This is a genomic window from Enterococcus raffinosus (assembly GCF_019175485.1).
Classification (GTDB): domain Bacteria; phylum Bacillota; class Bacilli; order Lactobacillales; family Enterococcaceae; genus Enterococcus_A; species Enterococcus_A raffinosus.
The window spans coordinates 1,482,115-1,498,515 of record NZ_CP072888.1; the positions used below are offsets into that span (position 1 = coordinate 1,482,115).

19 protein-coding genes are annotated in these 16,401 nt (G+C 37.7%); 13 read left to right on the top strand and 6 right to left on the bottom strand.

Annotated features, from left to right (window positions below; translation table 11 throughout):
• Positions 1-47: 47 nt before the first annotated feature.
• Together J9537_RS07300 and J9537_RS07305 are read right to left on the bottom strand one after the other, a co-directional pair.
• Positions 48-617 carry a glycerol-3-phosphate responsive antiterminator gene (locus tag J9537_RS07300; RefSeq protein WP_010744759.1) on the bottom strand — a complete coding sequence of 190 codons (570 nt, stop codon included), beginning with the start codon at positions 615-617 and terminating at the stop codon, positions 48-50.
• A gap of 169 nt (positions 618-786) precedes the next feature.
• Complete coding sequence (locus tag J9537_RS07305; RefSeq protein ID WP_218257273.1) at positions 787-1,761, bottom strand: polyprenyl synthetase family protein; 975 nt, start codon at positions 1,759-1,761, stop codon at positions 787-789.
• 181 nt (positions 1,762-1,942) lie between these two features.
• Here J9537_RS07305 and J9537_RS07310 point away from each other — a divergent pair, with 181 nt between their 5' ends.
• Together J9537_RS07310 and J9537_RS07315 are read left to right on the top strand one after the other, a co-directional pair.
• Positions 1,943-2,845, top strand: a complete 903-nt coding sequence (locus J9537_RS07310; protein ID WP_218257274.1) for a prenyltransferase — start codon at positions 1,943-1,945, stop codon at positions 2,843-2,845.
• A 14-nt stretch (positions 2,846-2,859) separates the two neighbouring features.
• Complete coding sequence (locus J9537_RS07315) at positions 2,860-4,068, top strand: NAD(P)/FAD-dependent oxidoreductase (RefSeq protein ID WP_218257275.1); 1,209 nt, start codon at positions 2,860-2,862, stop codon at positions 4,066-4,068.
• A gap of 70 nt (positions 4,069-4,138) precedes the next feature.
• Here the strand turns inward: J9537_RS07315 and trpS are convergent, their stop codons facing one another.
• The gene (gene trpS, locus J9537_RS07320; RefSeq protein WP_218257276.1) at positions 4,139-5,149 is read right to left on the bottom strand and encodes a tryptophan--tRNA ligase; all 1,011 of its coding nucleotides are present in this window, start codon (positions 5,147-5,149) and stop codon (positions 4,139-4,141) included.
• Between the two features lie 260 nt (positions 5,150-5,409).
• Here trpS and J9537_RS07325 point away from each other — a divergent pair, with 260 nt between their 5' ends.
• From J9537_RS07325 to J9537_RS07340, 4 genes are read left to right on the top strand one after another with little or no spacing between them, the layout of a single operon-like run.
• The gene (locus J9537_RS07325; protein WP_010744764.1) at positions 5,410-6,147 is read left to right on the top strand and encodes an amino acid ABC transporter ATP-binding protein; all 738 of its coding nucleotides are present in this window, start codon (positions 5,410-5,412) and stop codon (positions 6,145-6,147) included.
• An 11-nt stretch (positions 6,148-6,158) separates the two neighbouring features.
• The gene (locus J9537_RS07330) at positions 6,159-6,992 is read left to right on the top strand and encodes a transporter substrate-binding domain-containing protein (RefSeq protein WP_218257277.1); all 834 of its coding nucleotides are present in this window, start codon (positions 6,159-6,161) and stop codon (positions 6,990-6,992) included.
• Positions 6,992-7,636: an amino acid ABC transporter permease gene (locus tag J9537_RS07335; RefSeq protein ID WP_218257278.1), complete on the top strand. Its 645-nt coding sequence runs from the start codon at positions 6,992-6,994 to the stop codon at positions 7,634-7,636. Before J9537_RS07330 ends, J9537_RS07335 begins: the two co-directional genes overlap by 1 nt.
• A gap of 19 nt (positions 7,637-7,655) precedes the next feature.
• Positions 7,656-8,306, top strand: a complete 651-nt coding sequence (locus J9537_RS07340) for an amino acid ABC transporter permease (RefSeq protein WP_010744767.1) — start codon at positions 7,656-7,658, stop codon at positions 8,304-8,306.
• A 110-nt stretch (positions 8,307-8,416) separates the two neighbouring features.
• Here J9537_RS07340 and J9537_RS07345 read toward each other — a convergent pair whose 3' ends face one another.
• Entirely contained in the window at positions 8,417-8,647 is a 231-nt protein-coding gene (locus tag J9537_RS07345) for a hypothetical protein (RefSeq protein WP_010744768.1), read from the bottom strand.
• A gap of 143 nt (positions 8,648-8,790) precedes the next feature.
• Here J9537_RS07345 and racE point away from each other — a divergent pair, with 143 nt between their 5' ends.
• From racE to J9537_RS07375, 6 genes are all read left to right on the top strand, one after another.
• Complete coding sequence (gene racE / locus J9537_RS07350; protein ID WP_278758400.1) at positions 8,791-9,612, top strand: glutamate racemase; 822 nt, start codon at positions 8,791-8,793, stop codon at positions 9,610-9,612.
• A 1-nt stretch (position 9,613) separates the two neighbouring features.
• Complete coding sequence (rph, locus tag J9537_RS07355) at positions 9,614-10,951, top strand: ribonuclease PH (RefSeq protein WP_218257279.1); 1,338 nt, start codon at positions 9,614-9,616, stop codon at positions 10,949-10,951.
• On the top strand, positions 10,948-11,460 hold the full coding sequence (locus J9537_RS07360; RefSeq protein ID WP_218257280.1) for a metallophosphoesterase: 513 nt from the start codon (positions 10,948-10,950) through the stop codon (positions 11,458-11,460). Before rph ends, J9537_RS07360 begins: the two co-directional genes overlap by 4 nt.
• A 91-nt stretch (positions 11,461-11,551) precedes the next feature.
• Complete coding sequence (gene cbpB, locus J9537_RS07365; RefSeq protein ID WP_218257281.1) at positions 11,552-12,034, top strand: cyclic-di-AMP-binding protein CbpB; 483 nt, start codon at positions 11,552-11,554, stop codon at positions 12,032-12,034.
• A 172-nt stretch (positions 12,035-12,206) separates the two neighbouring features.
• On the top strand, positions 12,207-12,476 hold the full coding sequence (rpsN, locus tag J9537_RS07370; protein ID WP_218257282.1) for a 30S ribosomal protein S14: 270 nt from the start codon (positions 12,207-12,209) through the stop codon (positions 12,474-12,476).
• 89 nt (positions 12,477-12,565) lie between these two features.
• Complete coding sequence (locus tag J9537_RS07375; RefSeq protein WP_218257283.1) at positions 12,566-13,156, top strand: DJ-1/PfpI family protein; 591 nt, start codon at positions 12,566-12,568, stop codon at positions 13,154-13,156.
• A gap of 38 nt (positions 13,157-13,194) precedes the next feature.
• Here the strand turns inward: J9537_RS07375 and J9537_RS07380 are convergent, their stop codons facing one another.
• On the bottom strand, positions 13,195-14,109 hold the full coding sequence (locus J9537_RS07380) for a mechanosensitive ion channel family protein (protein WP_218257284.1): 915 nt from the start codon (positions 14,107-14,109) through the stop codon (positions 13,195-13,197).
• A gap of 154 nt (positions 14,110-14,263) precedes the next feature.
• Here J9537_RS07380 and J9537_RS07385 point away from each other — a divergent pair, with 154 nt between their 5' ends.
• Positions 14,264-15,277 (top strand): branched-chain amino acid aminotransferase, encoded by a 1,014-nt coding sequence (locus J9537_RS07385; protein WP_218257285.1) that lies wholly within the window; start codon positions 14,264-14,266, stop codon positions 15,275-15,277.
• A gap of 270 nt (positions 15,278-15,547) precedes the next feature.
• Here the strand turns inward: J9537_RS07385 and fabI are convergent, their stop codons facing one another.
• Positions 15,548-16,303 carry an enoyl-ACP reductase FabI gene (fabI, locus tag J9537_RS07390; protein ID WP_218257286.1) on the bottom strand — a complete coding sequence of 252 codons (756 nt, stop codon included), beginning with the start codon at positions 16,301-16,303 and terminating at the stop codon, positions 15,548-15,550.
• Positions 16,304-16,401 lie beyond the last annotated feature (98 nt).

The window sequence follows — 16,401 nt, forward strand, 5'->3', positions numbered from 1 at the left end:
TATTTAATTACCTGTATTATAACACCTTCGGGAATATTCAACAATCGTTAAATCGACCAAATCGAACTTTCTGTCGTTGACACAGCCAAACTTCCTGCGCCTAAAGCGCCCATAATATCCTCTTTATCACGAATTAGTCCGCCAACGATTACTGGTTTTTTTGAGTGAGCAACTATTTCCTTAATAATTTTTGGTGAGACATTCGGGAGTACCTCAACTAAATCTGCTTCTGTGTATTTTAATTGACGATTAACATTTGCCAAAGCAGAAGAATCTAGAAGAAAGAACCGCTGAATAGCTAACATCCCATGTTTTTTTGCGTGACGAATGAAGGCAGGTTTTGTGGAAATAATGCCATCAAAAGAAGTAGATTGTTTAATGTAATCAACCGCTTTCTCATCAGAAGACAGACCCTTAACCAAATCTGCATGTAAAATGGCTGCTTTCCCGCTGTCCTTTATTTTTTTCGATAGTTCTGACAGCTCCATCAGGTGGGATTGAAGGATGAAAATGACTTCACTTTCAGAATTTATGGCAGCCTCCAATTCCTCTGGATTTTTTGCTGCGGCAATGACAGGAGACAGCTCCAGTTTTTGATAAAGTTCGTGCGTATTCATCCATCACTACTCCTTATGCGTATTCATTCCCTATTTTACCATGTAAAAAATGGAAGAAAAAGCATTGTTTAGAATGATTGAATGCAAAAGAAAATAAAAAAGAATCCAAGCATACAAACGGAGGACAGTGTTCATACGTTTGGAAACTATAATATAAAGAGCCTTCTAATTAATAAGAACGTTCCAACAATTGTGTGGCAACTTTCTTTAAAATCTCTTTATTGTCGCCATCAGGGAGTTCTTGAATTTCATTTAAAGCTTTATTCGTCAATTTTCTTGCAAACTTCAATGCACCAGTTATTCCATCAAAATTATCGACATAAAAGGCTAATTGGATCAATTCTTTTTGCGATAGGTTTTCTGGTTGTTCTAAGTATGGACGGACAACCTTTGGGCAGTTATCTCTTGCAATGAGCAAAGGCAATGTAAAAATCCCTTGTTGTACATCTGTAAGTATCGGTTTTTGCTCATCACCAAGCTCCAAAGAAAAGTTTAAAATATCATCGTAGACTTGAAAAGCCAATCCAATCGCAGAACCTATTCGTTTTGCACGAGCTTGCAATTTTTTATCTGCTCCACCAAAGTAGGCACCTTCCTGACAACTAAGTCGGATTAATTCAGCTGTTTTTCCATTAATATTTCGTAAATAATCGTTAATTGATTGATCCGGATTAAACGTACAAGTCATTTGTGTTAGTTCTCCCTGAAGCACTTTTTTCATTGCTTGAGCGTTTTTCAATAAAAAAGGGGTCTCACTCATACATTCAGCAAGCAACTCAAAATAACTAGTATACATAAAATCCCCGGTGTAAACTGCGACGTCTTTACCAAAACGAGATTGAACAGAGGGCATCCCTCGACGAGTTGGTGAATCATCTATAATATCATCATGGATGAGTGTTGCAGAATGCAGCAATTCGAGTGAAGCTGCGACTTTTATTAATTGTTCCTGTTGTTTTTTCTCTCCAAAATCGGCAAAAAGAAAAAAGAGTGCCGGACGAATCATTTTTCCTCCTGTAGAAGAAAATTTAGTAATGGCCTCTTCAATCGATTTATTATTAATAACAAGTCTTTGCGAGATCAATTTCTTAACTTGAATTAGATTTTCCTGTATTTTTGGGTATTCATTCCAGTAGTCCAACATAGGTGCTCCTTCTTACAACGTTTTCATTTCCATTTTATCTTATGAGTACCAGAAAAACTACTAGAATGCTTAATTAGCGTTTCGTGAGAGAAAACACATGAAGGACAAGCAAATCCTTTGAACAAAAAGTATAAAAATAGCATAATGAATATGAAAAAGAAATTTAAGAAAGTTGGGTGAGATGAATTTAACCGTTTTCTTGGAACTCGTGGAATTTAAAGCGAAAACTGCGAGCATCCTGCCTTTTTTTATTGGGATTTGTTTTAGCCTGTATAATTTTCACAAACTTCATTTAGGTCTAGTCCTATTATATTTTGTCGCAATGGTCATTTTCAACATGGCTGTTGATATTTTGGACAACTATAATGACTATCACCATGCGACGGAAATTCATGACTATCGAGAAAAAACCAATATCATTGGGAGAGAGGGCTTAGATTTAAAACTGGTTTTCCGAATGATGATGGGAATGATCATTGTCTCTGCATTGATCGGTATCGGTATGTCTTTTATAGTCGGGTGGCCTTTTTTAGTGATGGGGTTATTTTGTTATGGTGTAGGAATTTTTTATTCATCTGGTCCCAAGCCACTATCCAGTCTTCCTTTAGGTGAAGTTTTTTCAGGATTAACAATGGGGTTTATGATTACTATTTTGTGTGTCTATTTGAATACGTATGAGGTATTTCAATGGAATTTCGCGAATTTGAGCGAGATCTTTCTTATTTCACTGCCAAATACACTATGGATCGCAAATCTTATGCTGGCAAACAATATTTGTGACGTAGAAGAAGACGAAAAGAACAATCGCTTTACATTGGTTCACTATCTAGGAAAGCCACAAGCCATTCATTTATTTGTAGGAATGAATATAGCTGCTTTTTTGGCGATTCTACTTTCTGTGAGCGTCAAGATTGCCCCATGGTCAATGCTGGGGACATTTTTAGTTGCACCATTTATCTATAAGCAGGTTCGTATATTTACAAAAAAGCAAGTTAAACGTGAAACGTTCATTTGCGCTGTACGTATTTTAGCGGTAGGTGCCACTGCACAAGTTATTAGTTTTGCATTGACGTTTTTATTTTAAAGGAGGAAATAGAAATGAAAGAAATAGTCATTTTAGGCGCGGGCTACGCAGGATTGCGAGCATTGCATGTGTTACAAAAATCAGGAGCAGATATTCATATTAGCTTAGTGGATCGGAATGATTATCATTATGAATCAACTAGTTTGCATGAAGTAGCAGCTGGCACGCAGCCTGATGAAAAAATTTGCTATGCAATAAAAGACGTAGTAAATCCTAAAAAAACCACCTTTATTAAAGACACAGTTGAAAAAATTGATGCCGATGAAAAGAAGGTTTACTTAGAAAATCAAACACTGGCTTATGATTACTTAATTGTAGCCCTAGGATTTCAATCTGAATCTTTCGGTATCCCTGGTGTAAAAGAAAACTCTCTTGAGATGGTGGACGTAAAAACAGCGGATCAAGTTCATAAACACATTATTGAACAAATGAAGCAATATAAAGAAACGAAGAATGAAGAATATCTACGAATAGTCGTTTGTGGAGCAGGTTTTACAGGAATTGAATTAGTCGGAGCATTGGTTGAAGGCAGCAAGTCTTTTGCGGACATTGCCGGCGTAAAACCTGAAGATATACAAATTTATTGTGTAGAAGCAGTAGACAAAATTTTACCAATGTTCAGCGAAAAATTAGGGCAGTATTGTCTTGATCATCTGAATAAGTGGGATGTTAAATTACTAACAGGTAAACCAATTAAAAAAGTTGAACCGGGTGCAGTGATTTATCAAAATTCTAAAGAAGATGAAAATGACTTAGTCGCACTTAAAGCGAAAACGATTATTTGGACTACAGGAGTTAGTGGAAGTCAAGTCATTGGTGATTCAGGCTTTGAGGAACGTCGTGGCCGTGTGATGGTAAAACCCAATTTAACTGACCCAAATCATGATGACGTTTATTTGTTAGGTGATGTTTCTGCTGTAATGGATCCATCAAGCAATCGACCTTACCCAACAACTGCACAGATTGCATTAAAGATGGGGTCATATGCTGGGAAAGATATTTTAAATCAAATGAAGGGACAACCAAGCAAGCCGTTCTCATTTAAGTCACTTGGTTCTGTAGCCTCCATTGGGAATACTCATGCATTTGGTGTTGTAGGAAAAACAGAAGTGACGGCTTACCCTGCCTCATTTATTAAAAAGGCTATCATGGATCGTTCGCTGTTTGAGACAGGCGGCGTAAAAGAGGTCATGGCGAAGGGTCGATTCGATTTTTATCATTAAGCCGAATAAAAACACTCGCGATTTCGCGAGTGTTTTTCTATTTATAACCAGCCTCTAAAAATTGATCTGACTAATTGAAATAATTAATTCCCATCGCTTGCTTAACTTCTGTCAAGGTATCTGCAGCGACTGCTTGCGCTTTTTCACTACCTTCTTTTAACATTTGCATAATCGTATCTGGATTTTTTGCATATTCTTCTCGACGAGCACGAATTGGACCAAACTCAGCCTCAAGCACTTCGATCAAGTAACGTTTAATTTTCACGTCTCCAAGACCACCGCGACGATAATGTTCTTTTAATTCAGCGATTTTTTCTTTGTCTGTACCAAAAACATCTAAGTAGGTGAATACCATATTGCCTTCAACCTGACCTGGATCTTCCACATGGATGTGATTTGGATCCGTGTACATACTCATGACTTTTTTTGCTAAAACATCAGCAGAATCAGCTAAATAGATACCATTTCCAAGAGATTTACTCATTTTACCATTTCCGTCAATGCCAGGTAGTCTACCTTGTCCTTTTTCTGGAAAGACTCCTTTAGGTTCAACAAGAACTTCTCCATACGTATGATTAAAGCTTTGAACAATTTCTTGTGTTTGTTCAAGCATCGGCTTTTGATCTTCTCCCACGGGGACAAGGTTTGCTTTGAAAGCAGTGATGTCGGAAGCTTGAGAAACAGGATAGATGAAGAAACCAGTGGGAACACTTTCACCAAATTTCTTTTGTTCGATTTCAGACTTCACTGTCGGGTTCCGTCGAACACGACCGACACTTACTAAATTTAAATAGTACATTGTTAATTCAGCTAATTCAGGGATTTGAGACTGGATGAATAAGGTTGAACGTTTAGGATCTAATCCAACCGCTAAATAATCCAGTGCGACTTGCAAAACATTCGTGGAAACTTTTTCTGGATTTTTGGCATTGTCTGTCAAAGCCTGCATATCAGCTATCATGATAAATAATTTATTTTCAGGGTCCTCTTGCATTAGAACACGATTTTTTAGTGATCCAACGTAATGTCCCAGATGTAATTGTCCTGTTGGGCGATCACCAGTCAAAATGATATTTTTCATTAACTCACCTTTTCGTAAAAAATTCTTTCAATAGTCTCTTCAAATACTACCTTTTTTTTCTAAACATGACAACTCTAATCATCATTTTTATCAAAAGTACAAACGGTTTACGTGTGATAAAATGTAACATAGAAATAGTAGGAATCGTAAAAAAGTTTTTGACGTTGAGTTTTTTTCTTTACAAAGTAAAAAAACTTAGCTTATAATTAAACTTACGTTGGAAAAATTAGAAAACGCTAAGGAAAATGAGGTGGTATGACATGCCAATGGTTGAATTTAAGCATGTAGAAAAATATTATGGAAAGTTTCATGCCTTGAAAAATATTAACTTAACCTTTGAAAAAGGGGAAGTTGTCGTAGTAATCGGGCCATCTGGTTCGGGGAAAAGTACCATGTTACGCTGTATCAATGGTCTTGAAGACATAACTTCTGGAGAGTTGCTTGTAAATGACAAAAATTTACATAGTAAGGAAGTCAAGTTAAAGGATATCCGAAAAAATATCGGAATGGTCTTCCAACATTTTAATCTTTATCCAAATAAAACTGCGTTAGAAAATATCACGTTAGCACCTATCAAGGTTTTAAAGCAGTCTACAGAAGAAGCGACAAGAACTGCTGAAAAATTATTAGATCGAGTGGACATGCTGGATAAGAAAGATTCTTATCCGTCTATGTTATCTGGAGGACAGCAACAACGGATCGCCATCGCCCGAGGATTAGCGATGAATCCTGACTTGCTGCTTTTTGATGAGCCGACCTCTGCACTCGATCCAGAAATGATTGGCGACGTTTTGAATGTAATGAAGAAAATCGCTCGCGATGGCATGTCAATGATTGTAGTAACACACGAAATGGGATTTGCGAAAGAGGTGGCAGATCGGATCATTTTCATGGCCGATGGCGAGGTATTGGAAGATACAAGAGACGTCAAAGGCTTCTTTGAAAAACCGCAAGAAGAACGCGCACAGCAATTTGTCAGCAAAGTAATCAATCACTAGGAGGGCGGCTTATGTCGAAGATAAAAAAATTAGTCTCCTTTTTATTTCTTCCGATGCTGCTTGTGATAGTGCTGTCAGGATGTAAAGGAGAGAGTGTCGCAAACGAGAATATTGCAACACGAATTCAAAAGGAACCAACCATCACATGGGGTGTGAAATATGACACTCGTCTATTTGGAATGATGGATATAAAAACGCGTAAAGTCGAAGGATTTGACATTGACATTGCTAAGGCCATTACTAAAGAAATTCTTGGTAAGGATGGAAAAGCAGAATTCGTTGAAGTTACTTCGAAAACGCGAATTCCATTATTAAAAAACGGAAATATTGATGCGATTATCGCTACAATGACAATCACGGAGGATCGAAAAAAGGAAGTTGATTTCTCCGATATTTACTTTGACGCAGGACAATCTTTATTAGTTAAGAAAGGTAGTCATATCAAAAATATTAAAGATTTGACTGCTGATGACACTGTACTAGCGGTTAAAGGATCAACGTCTACAATCAATATTCGTAAACATGCTCCTGAGGCTAAGATTCTTGAATTAGAGAACTATGCTGAAGCATTTACAGCTTTACAATCTGGACAAGGACAAGCGATGACTACGGATAATGCCATTTTACTTGGTATGGCCTCGGAGAATGATAACTACCAATTGACTGGTGGTACGTTCACTAATGAGCCCTATGGAATTGCTATTAATAAAGGACAAGATGATTTCTTGAAGGAAGTTAATACTGCCTTGCACAAGATGCATGACAATGGTACTTATAATAAAATTTTTGAAAAATGGTTCCCTGAGGATGCAGATGGACGGGCGAAGAAGGGGGCACAGTTCTAATGGCACAATTATTCCAAACTTTTTCAGCTGATTTCATCAGCGGCTTTAAATTTACAATTTATGCAAGTTTACTTGCGTTGGTCTTCAGTTTAATCATTGGAACCCTGATGGCGATCCTGCAATTATCTCACAATCGGATCATTCGCAGCTTAGCAAAGGCCTACGTGGCTTTTTTCCGAAACATTCCTCTACTGATCATCGTAATGTTCTTTTACGTTGTGGCACCGATGTATTTCTATAGTTTTGATGGTTTTCAGGCGGGAACTATCGGGCTGACGATATACACGTCTGCATTTATTGCGGAAACCGTTCGTTCTGGAATCCAGACTGTTCCGAAAGGACAAATGGAAGCAGGCTTATCTTCGGGATTTTCTTACACAGAAACGATGCGCTTTATCGTTTTGCCACAAGCATTTAAAATTGTTGTACCACCTTTAGGAAATCAATTCATCAACTTGATTAAAAACTCCTCTATTTTAGCGATGGTTGCAGGTTTAGATTTAATGTATCAAGGGGATTTGATTGCGAGTACAACATTCAATACCTTCGACACTTACATTATTGTCGGATTATTTTACTTAATTTTAACGTTGCCGCTGTCTTATCTGATGAACTATTTAGATAAGCATTGGTCGAATGCCTAGAAAGGAAGGGGAATAAAATATGAGTGATGCTTTTTCATGGATTAATTTGCGTTTCCTTTTAGACGGGCTGTGGGTAACGATCCAAGTTTCTGTTGTTTCAATCATTTTCAGCATGATTCTAGGAGGAATCGCTGGGACCGTTCGTTACAGTGATATTCCTATTCTTTCAAAAGCCTTAGGAATAGTTGTGGATATTATTCGAAACTTGCCTTTGCTGCTGATTATATTTTTCACTTATTTTGCATTGCCGCAGATCGGTATTAAACTGAATATTTTCTGGGCAGCCGTTGCAGCTTTGACAATTTTCGAATCGGCGATGTTATCTGAAATTTTTCGTGCAGGGCTTAATGCTGTGCCTAGCGGTCAGACAGAAGCGGGGATGTCTTCTGGTTTGACATATGTGCAAACTTTGACGATGATTGTCATGCCGCAAGCATTTAAATCAATGTTGCCAGCAATTTTAAGTCAATTGATTTCTTTAATCAAAGATACATCACTAGCGGTTATTATTTCATTACCGGAATTGACTCATAATGCAAAAATCATTTATGGACAAAATACGAATTACGTTATTCCAATGTTTATTGCCATGACAGCAATGTATTTTGTTGTTTGTTACTTATTGTCTCTTCTTTCTAACTTTTTAGAGGCAAGTAAATACAATTATTAATTTAGAAATGCCAAAAAGCGAAGATCTGTCTAAACAGTGATCTTCGCTTTTTATCGTTCTGATAAATTAAGTCAATCTTCACAATCATTGGTTTGCTTGGTGAATGAAACTTATTCCTTCTCTTTTTCTGTTTCTCGTTCAGTTTCCTTCATCGCTGGATCTTCATAGACAGCACCGGCTTGAGTTTTTCCAAGCTTTTCCAAGATACCGGGTTCATGCTCATCTGACGCATCATTTTTTCTTTTCTCAGTATTATTTTCGGTTGCTTTAATCGCCGGATCTTGATTACGATCCCCAGCAGAAACTTTACCCAAGTTTTCCATAAGTTCTTTTTTATCCATTTTTATCCCCGCCTCTCTTATATATAAGTTTAGCACCGATTGTTAGTCATTCAAAAGAAAACGCTTTTTGCCAAGTAGGTTCTAGGGCTTGAAATATTTCGTCAAAAAGTGGAAAATAAGGTGATACTTTGAACTAGATTGGGATGAGCGTTTTGTCAAATGAAAGACCGATTGGCTTCATTGATTCTGGCGTTGGTGGTTTGACTGTAGTCAAAGAAGCAATGCGCCAGTTGCCAAATGAAGAAATTTTATATCTTGGAGATACGGCACGTTGTCCGTATGGTCCTCGACCAGCTGAGCAAGTCATTGAATTTACCTGGCAGATGACTCGTTTTTTATTGAAAAAAAATATAAAAATGCTAGTAATCGCTTGTAATACAGCGACGGCAGTAGCTTTGGAAGAAATTAAAAGAACCGTAGATATTCCCGTAATCGGTGTTATACAGCCAGGATCTCGCGCAGCGTTAAAGGCAAGCGAAAATGGGCGCGTGGGAATTATCGGAACCATCGGAACAGTAAAAAGTGGTTCTTATAAACACGAACTACAGGAAAAAGCTCCTGATACTTATGTTTCTAGTTTAGCATGCCCAAAATTTGTACCGATTGTTGAAAGTAATCAATTTAATAGCTCGGTAGCGAAAAAAATTGTTTCTCAAACATTAACTCCTTTGAAAAAGGAAAAGTTGGATACTTTGATTCTAGGGTGTACCCATTATCCATTGTTACGTCCAATCATTCAAAATGTAATCGGGCAGAACGTAACGTTGATTGATTCAGGTGCAGAAACTGTTAATGATGTGAGTACATTATTGGACTATTTCAATTTAAATAACTATGAACAGTCTGAAACGAAAACACGGAAATTTTATACGACAGGTTCTCCAAAAATGTTTAAGGATATTGCAGGGGAATGGTTAAATATTACGAATTTAGATGTGACTCATATAAATCTTGGAGGAGAATAATTTGCGACATGATGGAAGAACGGTTCAGCAATTGCGACCGATAAAAATTGAAACAAGCGTTTTTAAGCATCCAGAGGGGTCCGTTGTTATTTCATTCGGGGACACAAAAGTGATCTGTTCAGCAACCCTAGAAGAATCTGTGCCACCATTTTTAAGAGGGAGCGAGACTGGATGGGTAACAGCAGAGTACAGCATGCTGCCTAGAGCAACTAATACTCGAAATCGACGTGAAAGTGCCAAAGGAAAACTATCTGGGCGAACAATGGAAATCCAACGTCTCATTGGTCGATCTCTACGGGCAGTGATCGATTTGGAAAAATTGGGTGAACGAAGCATCATTGTAGATTGCGACGTTATTCAGGCAGATGGTGGAACTAGAACAGCCAGTATCACTGGTGGATTTGTCGCCTTACGTTTGGCGATCAACAAGTTGTTAGCTAGTGGTGAGTTAACAGAAGATCCAATTAAGGAACATTTAGCAGCAATTAGCGTTGGAATACTACCTGACGGAACAGTCGTGACAGATTTAGATTATCAAGAAGATTCTTCAGCAGCTGTTGATATGAATTTAGTCATGACGGAATCTGGACGCTTTGTAGAAATACAAGGTACTGGAGAAGAGGCGACATTTGATGACGACGAACTGAATGCCTTGATTTTACATGGAAAAGCGGGTATTGAGGATTTGATTGCTTATCAAAAAGAAGCACTTTTTTCTGAAGTTAAAACAGAAGAGAAGACTATCGTTATCGCCACTCGCAATCCAGGAAAAGCCAAGGAATTTTCAGCTTTGTTCGCAAAAGAGGGGTATCAAACCAAAACACTTTTAGATTACCCAGAATTGCCTGATGTTGAAGAAACAGGGAAAACATTTGAAGAAAATGCACGGTTAAAAGCAGAAACGATTGCCCAGCTATTACAGCAGCCTGTTCTGGCCGATGATTCTGGTTTGGTTGTTGATGCATTAAATGGGATGCCTGGAATTTTTTCTGCTCGATTTGCCGGAGAACAAAAAAGTGACGCGGCTAACAATGCGAAATTATTGCATGAGTTAACCGATGTATCAGATGACAAAAGAACTGCCCGTTTCCACTGCACGCTGGTTTTTGCTGCTCCCCAAAAGGAGAGTTTAGTAGTTGAAGCTGATTGGAATGGACGTATTGGTCGAATCCCTCAAGGAGATAATGGTTTTGGTTACGATCCGTTATTTATTGTGCCGGAATATGGAAAGACTTCTGCGGAATTATCAAGTGAAGAAAAAAATGAGATGAGTCATCGCGGAATGGCGGTCAAACAGCTGGAAAAAGTTTGGAAAGATTGGTTGGAGGAAAATAAATGAAGTATTTAGTTGTCAGCGATAATCACGGAGATCGTAATATTTTAGTGGAAATTGTCAATCGCTATGTTGGAATGGTTGATCAAATGTTTCATTGTGGTGATTCGGAATTAAAAGCTAATGATGAATTGTGGCAGCATTTTACTGTTGTTACGGGGAATTGCGATTATGATCCTGCATATAAGAAAGAACAAATCCTTTCTATCGGCGATGACGTTATCTATATGACCCATGGTCATTTATCAAATGTACGTTTTGGATTAACCACGCTTGCGTTGCAAGCGCAGGAAGCTGGAGCAAATATCGCTTTGTTTGGTCATATTCATCAAGCTGTAGCTGAGCTTGATAATCATATATTATTTTTAAATCCTGGTAGTATTTCTCAACCGCGTGGCCCTATACAAATTCCTAGCTACGCGATTATTGATAGTGAGAAAGACGGTTATTCTATACAATTTTATAATCGCGCGCATCAACCAATAGAGGAGTTAGCGGCTAATTTTGAACGTTAGTTCCTAATTTTTATTAAATATTTGGGTAAACAACGCTTTCTTTTTATCGATAAGGTAAAATAAAGTGAAGATATTAGAACGGAGGCGCCATATGATTAGTCCCGCGATTGAACAATTAATGAGAGAACACGAGGAAACCATGATGATTCACGCGGAGAATGTTGCTAATGTAATGAAGGAACATCCTTTAGAACATGCACTATTACTGTTGTCACAAGCTGGTTATTCAACTATTCCGGTTTTAGACAAAGAGGATCATTTTGTTGGTTTATTGAGTTTGAATGATATTGTAAAAAAAATGTTGGGAATCGATGGTATTGATACATCCAATTTAGAAGAATTAACGGTAGCTGATGTGATGAAAACAGACGTTTCTGTGATGAGACCAGACGCTGAGTTAGAAGACATTTTACATCTTTTAGTAGATTCATCTTTTCTCCCTGTTTTAGACCAAGAGGGTGTCTTTTGTGGGATTGTTACTCGCAGAGAGATATTAAAGGCAGTGAATTATACATTTCATTCGTTTGAACGAAAAAATCCGGAAGCTAAGATTATTATTCATGCAAATTCATAAAGCGACAGGACCTGTAAAAAGGTCCTTTTTTTATTCGAATTATAGTAAGACCTAACTAGATAAAGATAGTTTTATTGACAAAAATTGTTAAGCGTGGTAATTTGTCATAGTGTTTAAACAGTAATGATTACGATTAATTTCAATGGATATAGTAAATAAAAAGGAGAAAGCAATGGCAAAAAAATCTAAAGTTGTTAAAATGCAGAAGCAACAAGCACTGATAGAACAATATGCAGAACAACGCATGGCTTTAAAGGCGGCAGGTGATTACGAAGGGTTAGCAAAGTTACCTCGAGATTCTAACCCTAATCGATTAAAGCGTCGCGATTTGATTGATGGACGACCAAGAGGGTATATGCGTAAATTTGGTATGTCTCGAATCAAATTCCGAGAACTGGCTCATAAAGGACAAATCCCTGGTGTAAAAAAGGCTAGTTGGTAAAAAAGAAATAAACTAATAAAATCTCAGAGATTTCCCTTTCCGATTTTGTTAAACTGAAGATACTAAACAAAGCGGAAGGGAGAGATAGTATGAAAACAGCATTATTTGTTTTGCTAGATCAATATGCCGATTGGGAAGGTGCCTATTTACTGAGTCTGCTTAACCAGCGTGAGGATTGGCAAATAAAAACGGCTTCGAATTTACCAAAAGTAGAGTCAATTGGCGGTTTGCAAACAGTAATTGATTTGAATTTTTCAAAAATCGATCAAGTTTATGATCTTTTAGTATTGATTGGTGGCAACTCTTGGAACATTCATAGCAAAGAGCTTTATCAAATCATTCAAAATCAAATGACACGCGGATTACCTGTTGCTGCAATCTGCGGAGCAGTTGATTATTTGGCCCAGCATGGTTTTCTTGAGGGGTACAAGCACACTGGAAATGCACGTTTCCTATGGCATGATTTTCCTAACTATCAAACTCCAGACAATTTTTATGAAAGACAAGCTGTTAGCGATCGTAACCTGGTCACAGCAAATGGAACAGCTTCGTTAGAGTTCACAGAATATGCACTTCAATTGACCGGCGATAGTCTGATTCAAGCAAAAAAAGAAGTTGATTTATACCGTTTGGGTTATTATGGCTATCGTGACAAATATGGAAACCCATTTACTCAATAAAAACATCGACCTATGAAGTTAATCATGGGTCGATGTTTTTATTTTCCTATTGTTATTGGATTATTTGGAATCGTAAAACCATTCTGATTTAGAACTTTTACATAGGTGGTCAAAAATTCCTCTTGAAGCTTATATTGTTTTCCATTTGTGACATAAAGAATCGTACGGATGGCGTAGTTGCTATTGCCTAAATCAACCATACCAAAGAGTGTGGGTCCATCAAAGATCTCGTCTTTAAAATCTTCCGCAAGTTTTTGATTGGCTTTATCAATCAATTGACTGATTTTATCGTATCCTTCATCTGGTTGAATACGAACATCCACTTTTACTTGCATATGAGCACGAGAAAGATTACTAATGGTAGTGATATTTCGATTAGGAACAAAGTGCACAGTTCCGTCAGCCGCTTTCATTTGCAGCATTCGTATACCAACAGAGGTCACAGTTCCTTCTATATTAAGGTTCACCAAGCGAATATAATCTCCGACATCGATTTGCTGCTCCATAATTATGAAAAAACCAGTAATAATGTCGTTGGTGAAGCCTTGAGCACCTAAACCAATAGCGATGCCGGCAATTCCAGCTCCCGCTAATAATGAGCCCACCGGAATACCTAATGTATCTAAGATAGAATAGAGAAAGAAGAAAAATAATGTATAGGAGAAAACATTAAGTGTCAAAGTATGGATGGTTTCGATCCTAGTTACATTGTCTGCGATTTTTTTCTTTTGTCGATCAAAGGATCGATTGATCAAAAAATTACCGATTTTTCGAATCAAGTAAAACAGAATAAGAACCGCTAAAATCGTCAGTCCTTTTTGAATCAAAATAGAAAATACGCGATCCCAATCAATTGACTGCCAATATTTTTGCCATGCAGACAATTGCTCCGTTGCTTGGTCAACAACATTTGTATTGCTAGAGTCGATTGTTTGTGTTGTAAATAAAAACATAGGTCACCTCAATAAAGTAATAAAAATAGTGTAACAATCTTTCTCTATTCTGTCGACTAAGGAAAAAACCATAATTTCCTCCCAATTGAAAAAACTCATGACAACGATCAGAGAAAGTGATAGACTAACATTTAAATAAGAAGGGGATGATAGAATGGTGAATATAAAATGGGAAGAATTGGGGTTTGATTATATCAAAACACCTTTCCGCTATATTTCTCGTTGGAAAAATGGTCAATGGGATGAGGGCGTATTAACTGAGGATAATACGATCACCATTAATGAAGGATCGACATGTCTCCATTACGGACAAGAATGCTTTGAAGGATTAAAGGCTTATCGGCGCAAAGATGGAAAAATCAATTTGTTCCGTCCAGACGAAAATTCAAAGCGGTTGAATAAGAGCGCGGAGCGTCTGCAAATGCCCGCTGTTCCAGAAGATAAATTCATCGATGCAGTTAAGCAGGTTGTACGCGCCAATGAAGAATACGTTCCTCCATATGGAACTGGTGCAACATTGTATCTTCGTCCATATTTGATTGGAGTAGGCCCAAATATTGGAATCGTCCCAGCTCCAGAGTATTTATTTGGGGTATTTTGTATGCCAGTAGGACCTTACTTTAAAGGTGGACTGACACCAAGTAACTTTATTGTATCGGAATATGATCGTGCGGCACCATTTGGTACAGGGGCGGCTAAAGTCGGCGGCAATTATGCGGCAAGTCTACTACCTGGTCAAATCGCTCATGATCGCAATTTTTCTGACTGTATTTATCTTGATCCTGCGACGCACACTAAGATAGAGGAAGTCGGATCGGCGAACTTTTTTGGAATTACTCGTGATAATGAATTTATTACACCAAAATCACCATCAATCTTACCAAGTATTACCAAATATTCGTTGTTACATTTAGCTAAGGAACGTTTTGGATTAGAGGCTATCGAAGGAGACGTTCGTTTAGATGAATTGGACAAATTTACTGAAGCAGGTGCCTGTGGTACTGCTGCAATAATCGCACCAATAGCCGGAATTCAAAATGGCGATGATTTCCATGTTTTCTATAGCGAGACGGAAACGGGACCTGTGACGAAGAAATTATATGACGAACTTGTTGGTATTCAGTTTGGTGATGTAGAAGCACCAGAAGGGTGGATTTTCGAAGTTTAGTTTTCTGAAGGAGAAAGAATGAGTATTGTTTGGGTTGTTTTAGGGGTGTTGTTTTTCCTATTTTTTATTCTATGGTATTGTCTGGCGCACATTCACTACGTAAGAAGTACGATTAAATCCCCAGTAAAGCGTCTCTTTTTTGCGATTTTAATGGGGATATTGGAAATATTTTAACCTAACAAAAAAGCTGTCCATTATGCATAATGGGCAGCTTTTTGTTAAGTCATGGAATAAAATTATCAGTGTTCAAAAACAATGAGTCGCAAGCTATTAGCTTAGATGAACCCCTTTGTCAACGTAGATAACATCACCGATAATACCTGTGGCTAATGGGCTTAGTAAGAAAGCACATGAATTTCCAACTTCTTCAATGGTTACCGCAACTTTATCGGGCGTGCGTTCTTCAGATAAATTCAAAAGTGATTGATAGTCCTTTACACCTGTTACTGCTAAAGTTTTGATGGCTCCAGCAGATATCGCATTGACACGAATGTTTTTAGGAGCTAGCTCAGTCGCTAAATAACGAACTTCGGCTTCTAGAGCAGCTTTTGCAATTCCCATCATATTGTAATTAGGAATAGAACGTTCAGATCCCATATAAGTCATAGTCACGATGCTGCCGCCGTCAGTCATTAAAGGCGCCGCATATTTTGAAACCGCTAGTAAAGAGTATGCACTGATATCTTGTGCTAACTGGAAGCCGTCACGAGTAATCTCAGTTACATTCCCAGATAATTCTTCTTTGTTAGCGAAGGCGATAGAGTGCACCAATCCATCAATTGAACCAAATTTTTCTTTGATAGAATCAAAGGCAGCTTCGATCTTTTCATCGCTAGCTACATCAAGCTCAAACATGTTGGCATCTTCACCAACTAACTTCACTAAATTTTTCTTCATGCGATCATTTTGATATGTGTAGATGATTTCTGCGCCTTGATCGGTGATAGCTTTTGCACATCCCCAAGCAATACTTTTTTTATTGGCTACGCCTGTTACGATTATTTTCTTTCCAGATAAAATAGACATTAAATGACACACTCCTAAATAATATAAAAAATAATATGCTCTCATTATGTTGGAAAAAGCTTTGATTGTCAAACTATTTTTTTGAATATTTGCATAGA

Coding starts and splice junctions, on each gene's coding strand:
- J9537_RS07300 (WP_010744759.1), bottom strand. CDS start 617: ATGAATACGCACGAACTTTATCAAAAACTGGAGCTGTCTCCTGTCATT.
- J9537_RS07305 (WP_218257273.1), bottom strand. CDS start 1,761: ATGTTGGACTACTGGAATGAATACCCAAAAATACAGGAAAATCTAATT.
- J9537_RS07310 (WP_218257274.1), top strand. CDS start 1,943: ATGAATTTAACCGTTTTCTTGGAACTCGTGGAATTTAAAGCGAAAACT.
- J9537_RS07315 (WP_218257275.1), top strand. CDS start 2,860: ATGAAAGAAATAGTCATTTTAGGCGCGGGCTACGCAGGATTGCGAGCA.
- trpS (WP_218257276.1), bottom strand. CDS start 5,149: ATGAAAAATATCATTTTGACTGGTGATCGCCCAACAGGACAATTACAT.
- J9537_RS07325 (WP_010744764.1), top strand. CDS start 5,410: ATGCCAATGGTTGAATTTAAGCATGTAGAAAAATATTATGGAAAGTTT.
- J9537_RS07330 (WP_218257277.1), top strand. CDS start 6,159: ATGTCGAAGATAAAAAAATTAGTCTCCTTTTTATTTCTTCCGATGCTG.
- J9537_RS07335 (WP_218257278.1), top strand. CDS start 6,992: ATGGCACAATTATTCCAAACTTTTTCAGCTGATTTCATCAGCGGCTTT.
- J9537_RS07340 (WP_010744767.1), top strand. CDS start 7,656: ATGAGTGATGCTTTTTCATGGATTAATTTGCGTTTCCTTTTAGACGGG.
- J9537_RS07345 (WP_010744768.1), bottom strand. CDS start 8,647: ATGGATAAAAAAGAACTTATGGAAAACTTGGGTAAAGTTTCTGCTGGG.
- racE (WP_278758400.1), top strand. CDS start 8,791: ATGAGCGTTTTGTCAAATGAAAGACCGATTGGCTTCATTGATTCTGGC.
- J9537_RS07360 (WP_218257280.1), top strand. CDS start 10,948: ATGAAGTATTTAGTTGTCAGCGATAATCACGGAGATCGTAATATTTTA.
- cbpB (WP_218257281.1), top strand. CDS start 11,552: ATGATTAGTCCCGCGATTGAACAATTAATGAGAGAACACGAGGAAACC.
- rpsN (WP_218257282.1), top strand. CDS start 12,207: ATGGCAAAAAAATCTAAAGTTGTTAAAATGCAGAAGCAACAAGCACTG.
- J9537_RS07375 (WP_218257283.1), top strand. CDS start 12,566: ATGAAAACAGCATTATTTGTTTTGCTAGATCAATATGCCGATTGGGAA.
- J9537_RS07380 (WP_218257284.1), bottom strand. CDS start 14,109: ATGTTTTTATTTACAACACAAACAATCGACTCTAGCAATACAAATGTT.
- J9537_RS07385 (WP_218257285.1), top strand. CDS start 14,264: ATGGTGAATATAAAATGGGAAGAATTGGGGTTTGATTATATCAAAACA.
- fabI (WP_218257286.1), bottom strand. CDS start 16,303: ATGTCTATTTTATCTGGAAAGAAAATAATCGTAACAGGCGTAGCCAAT.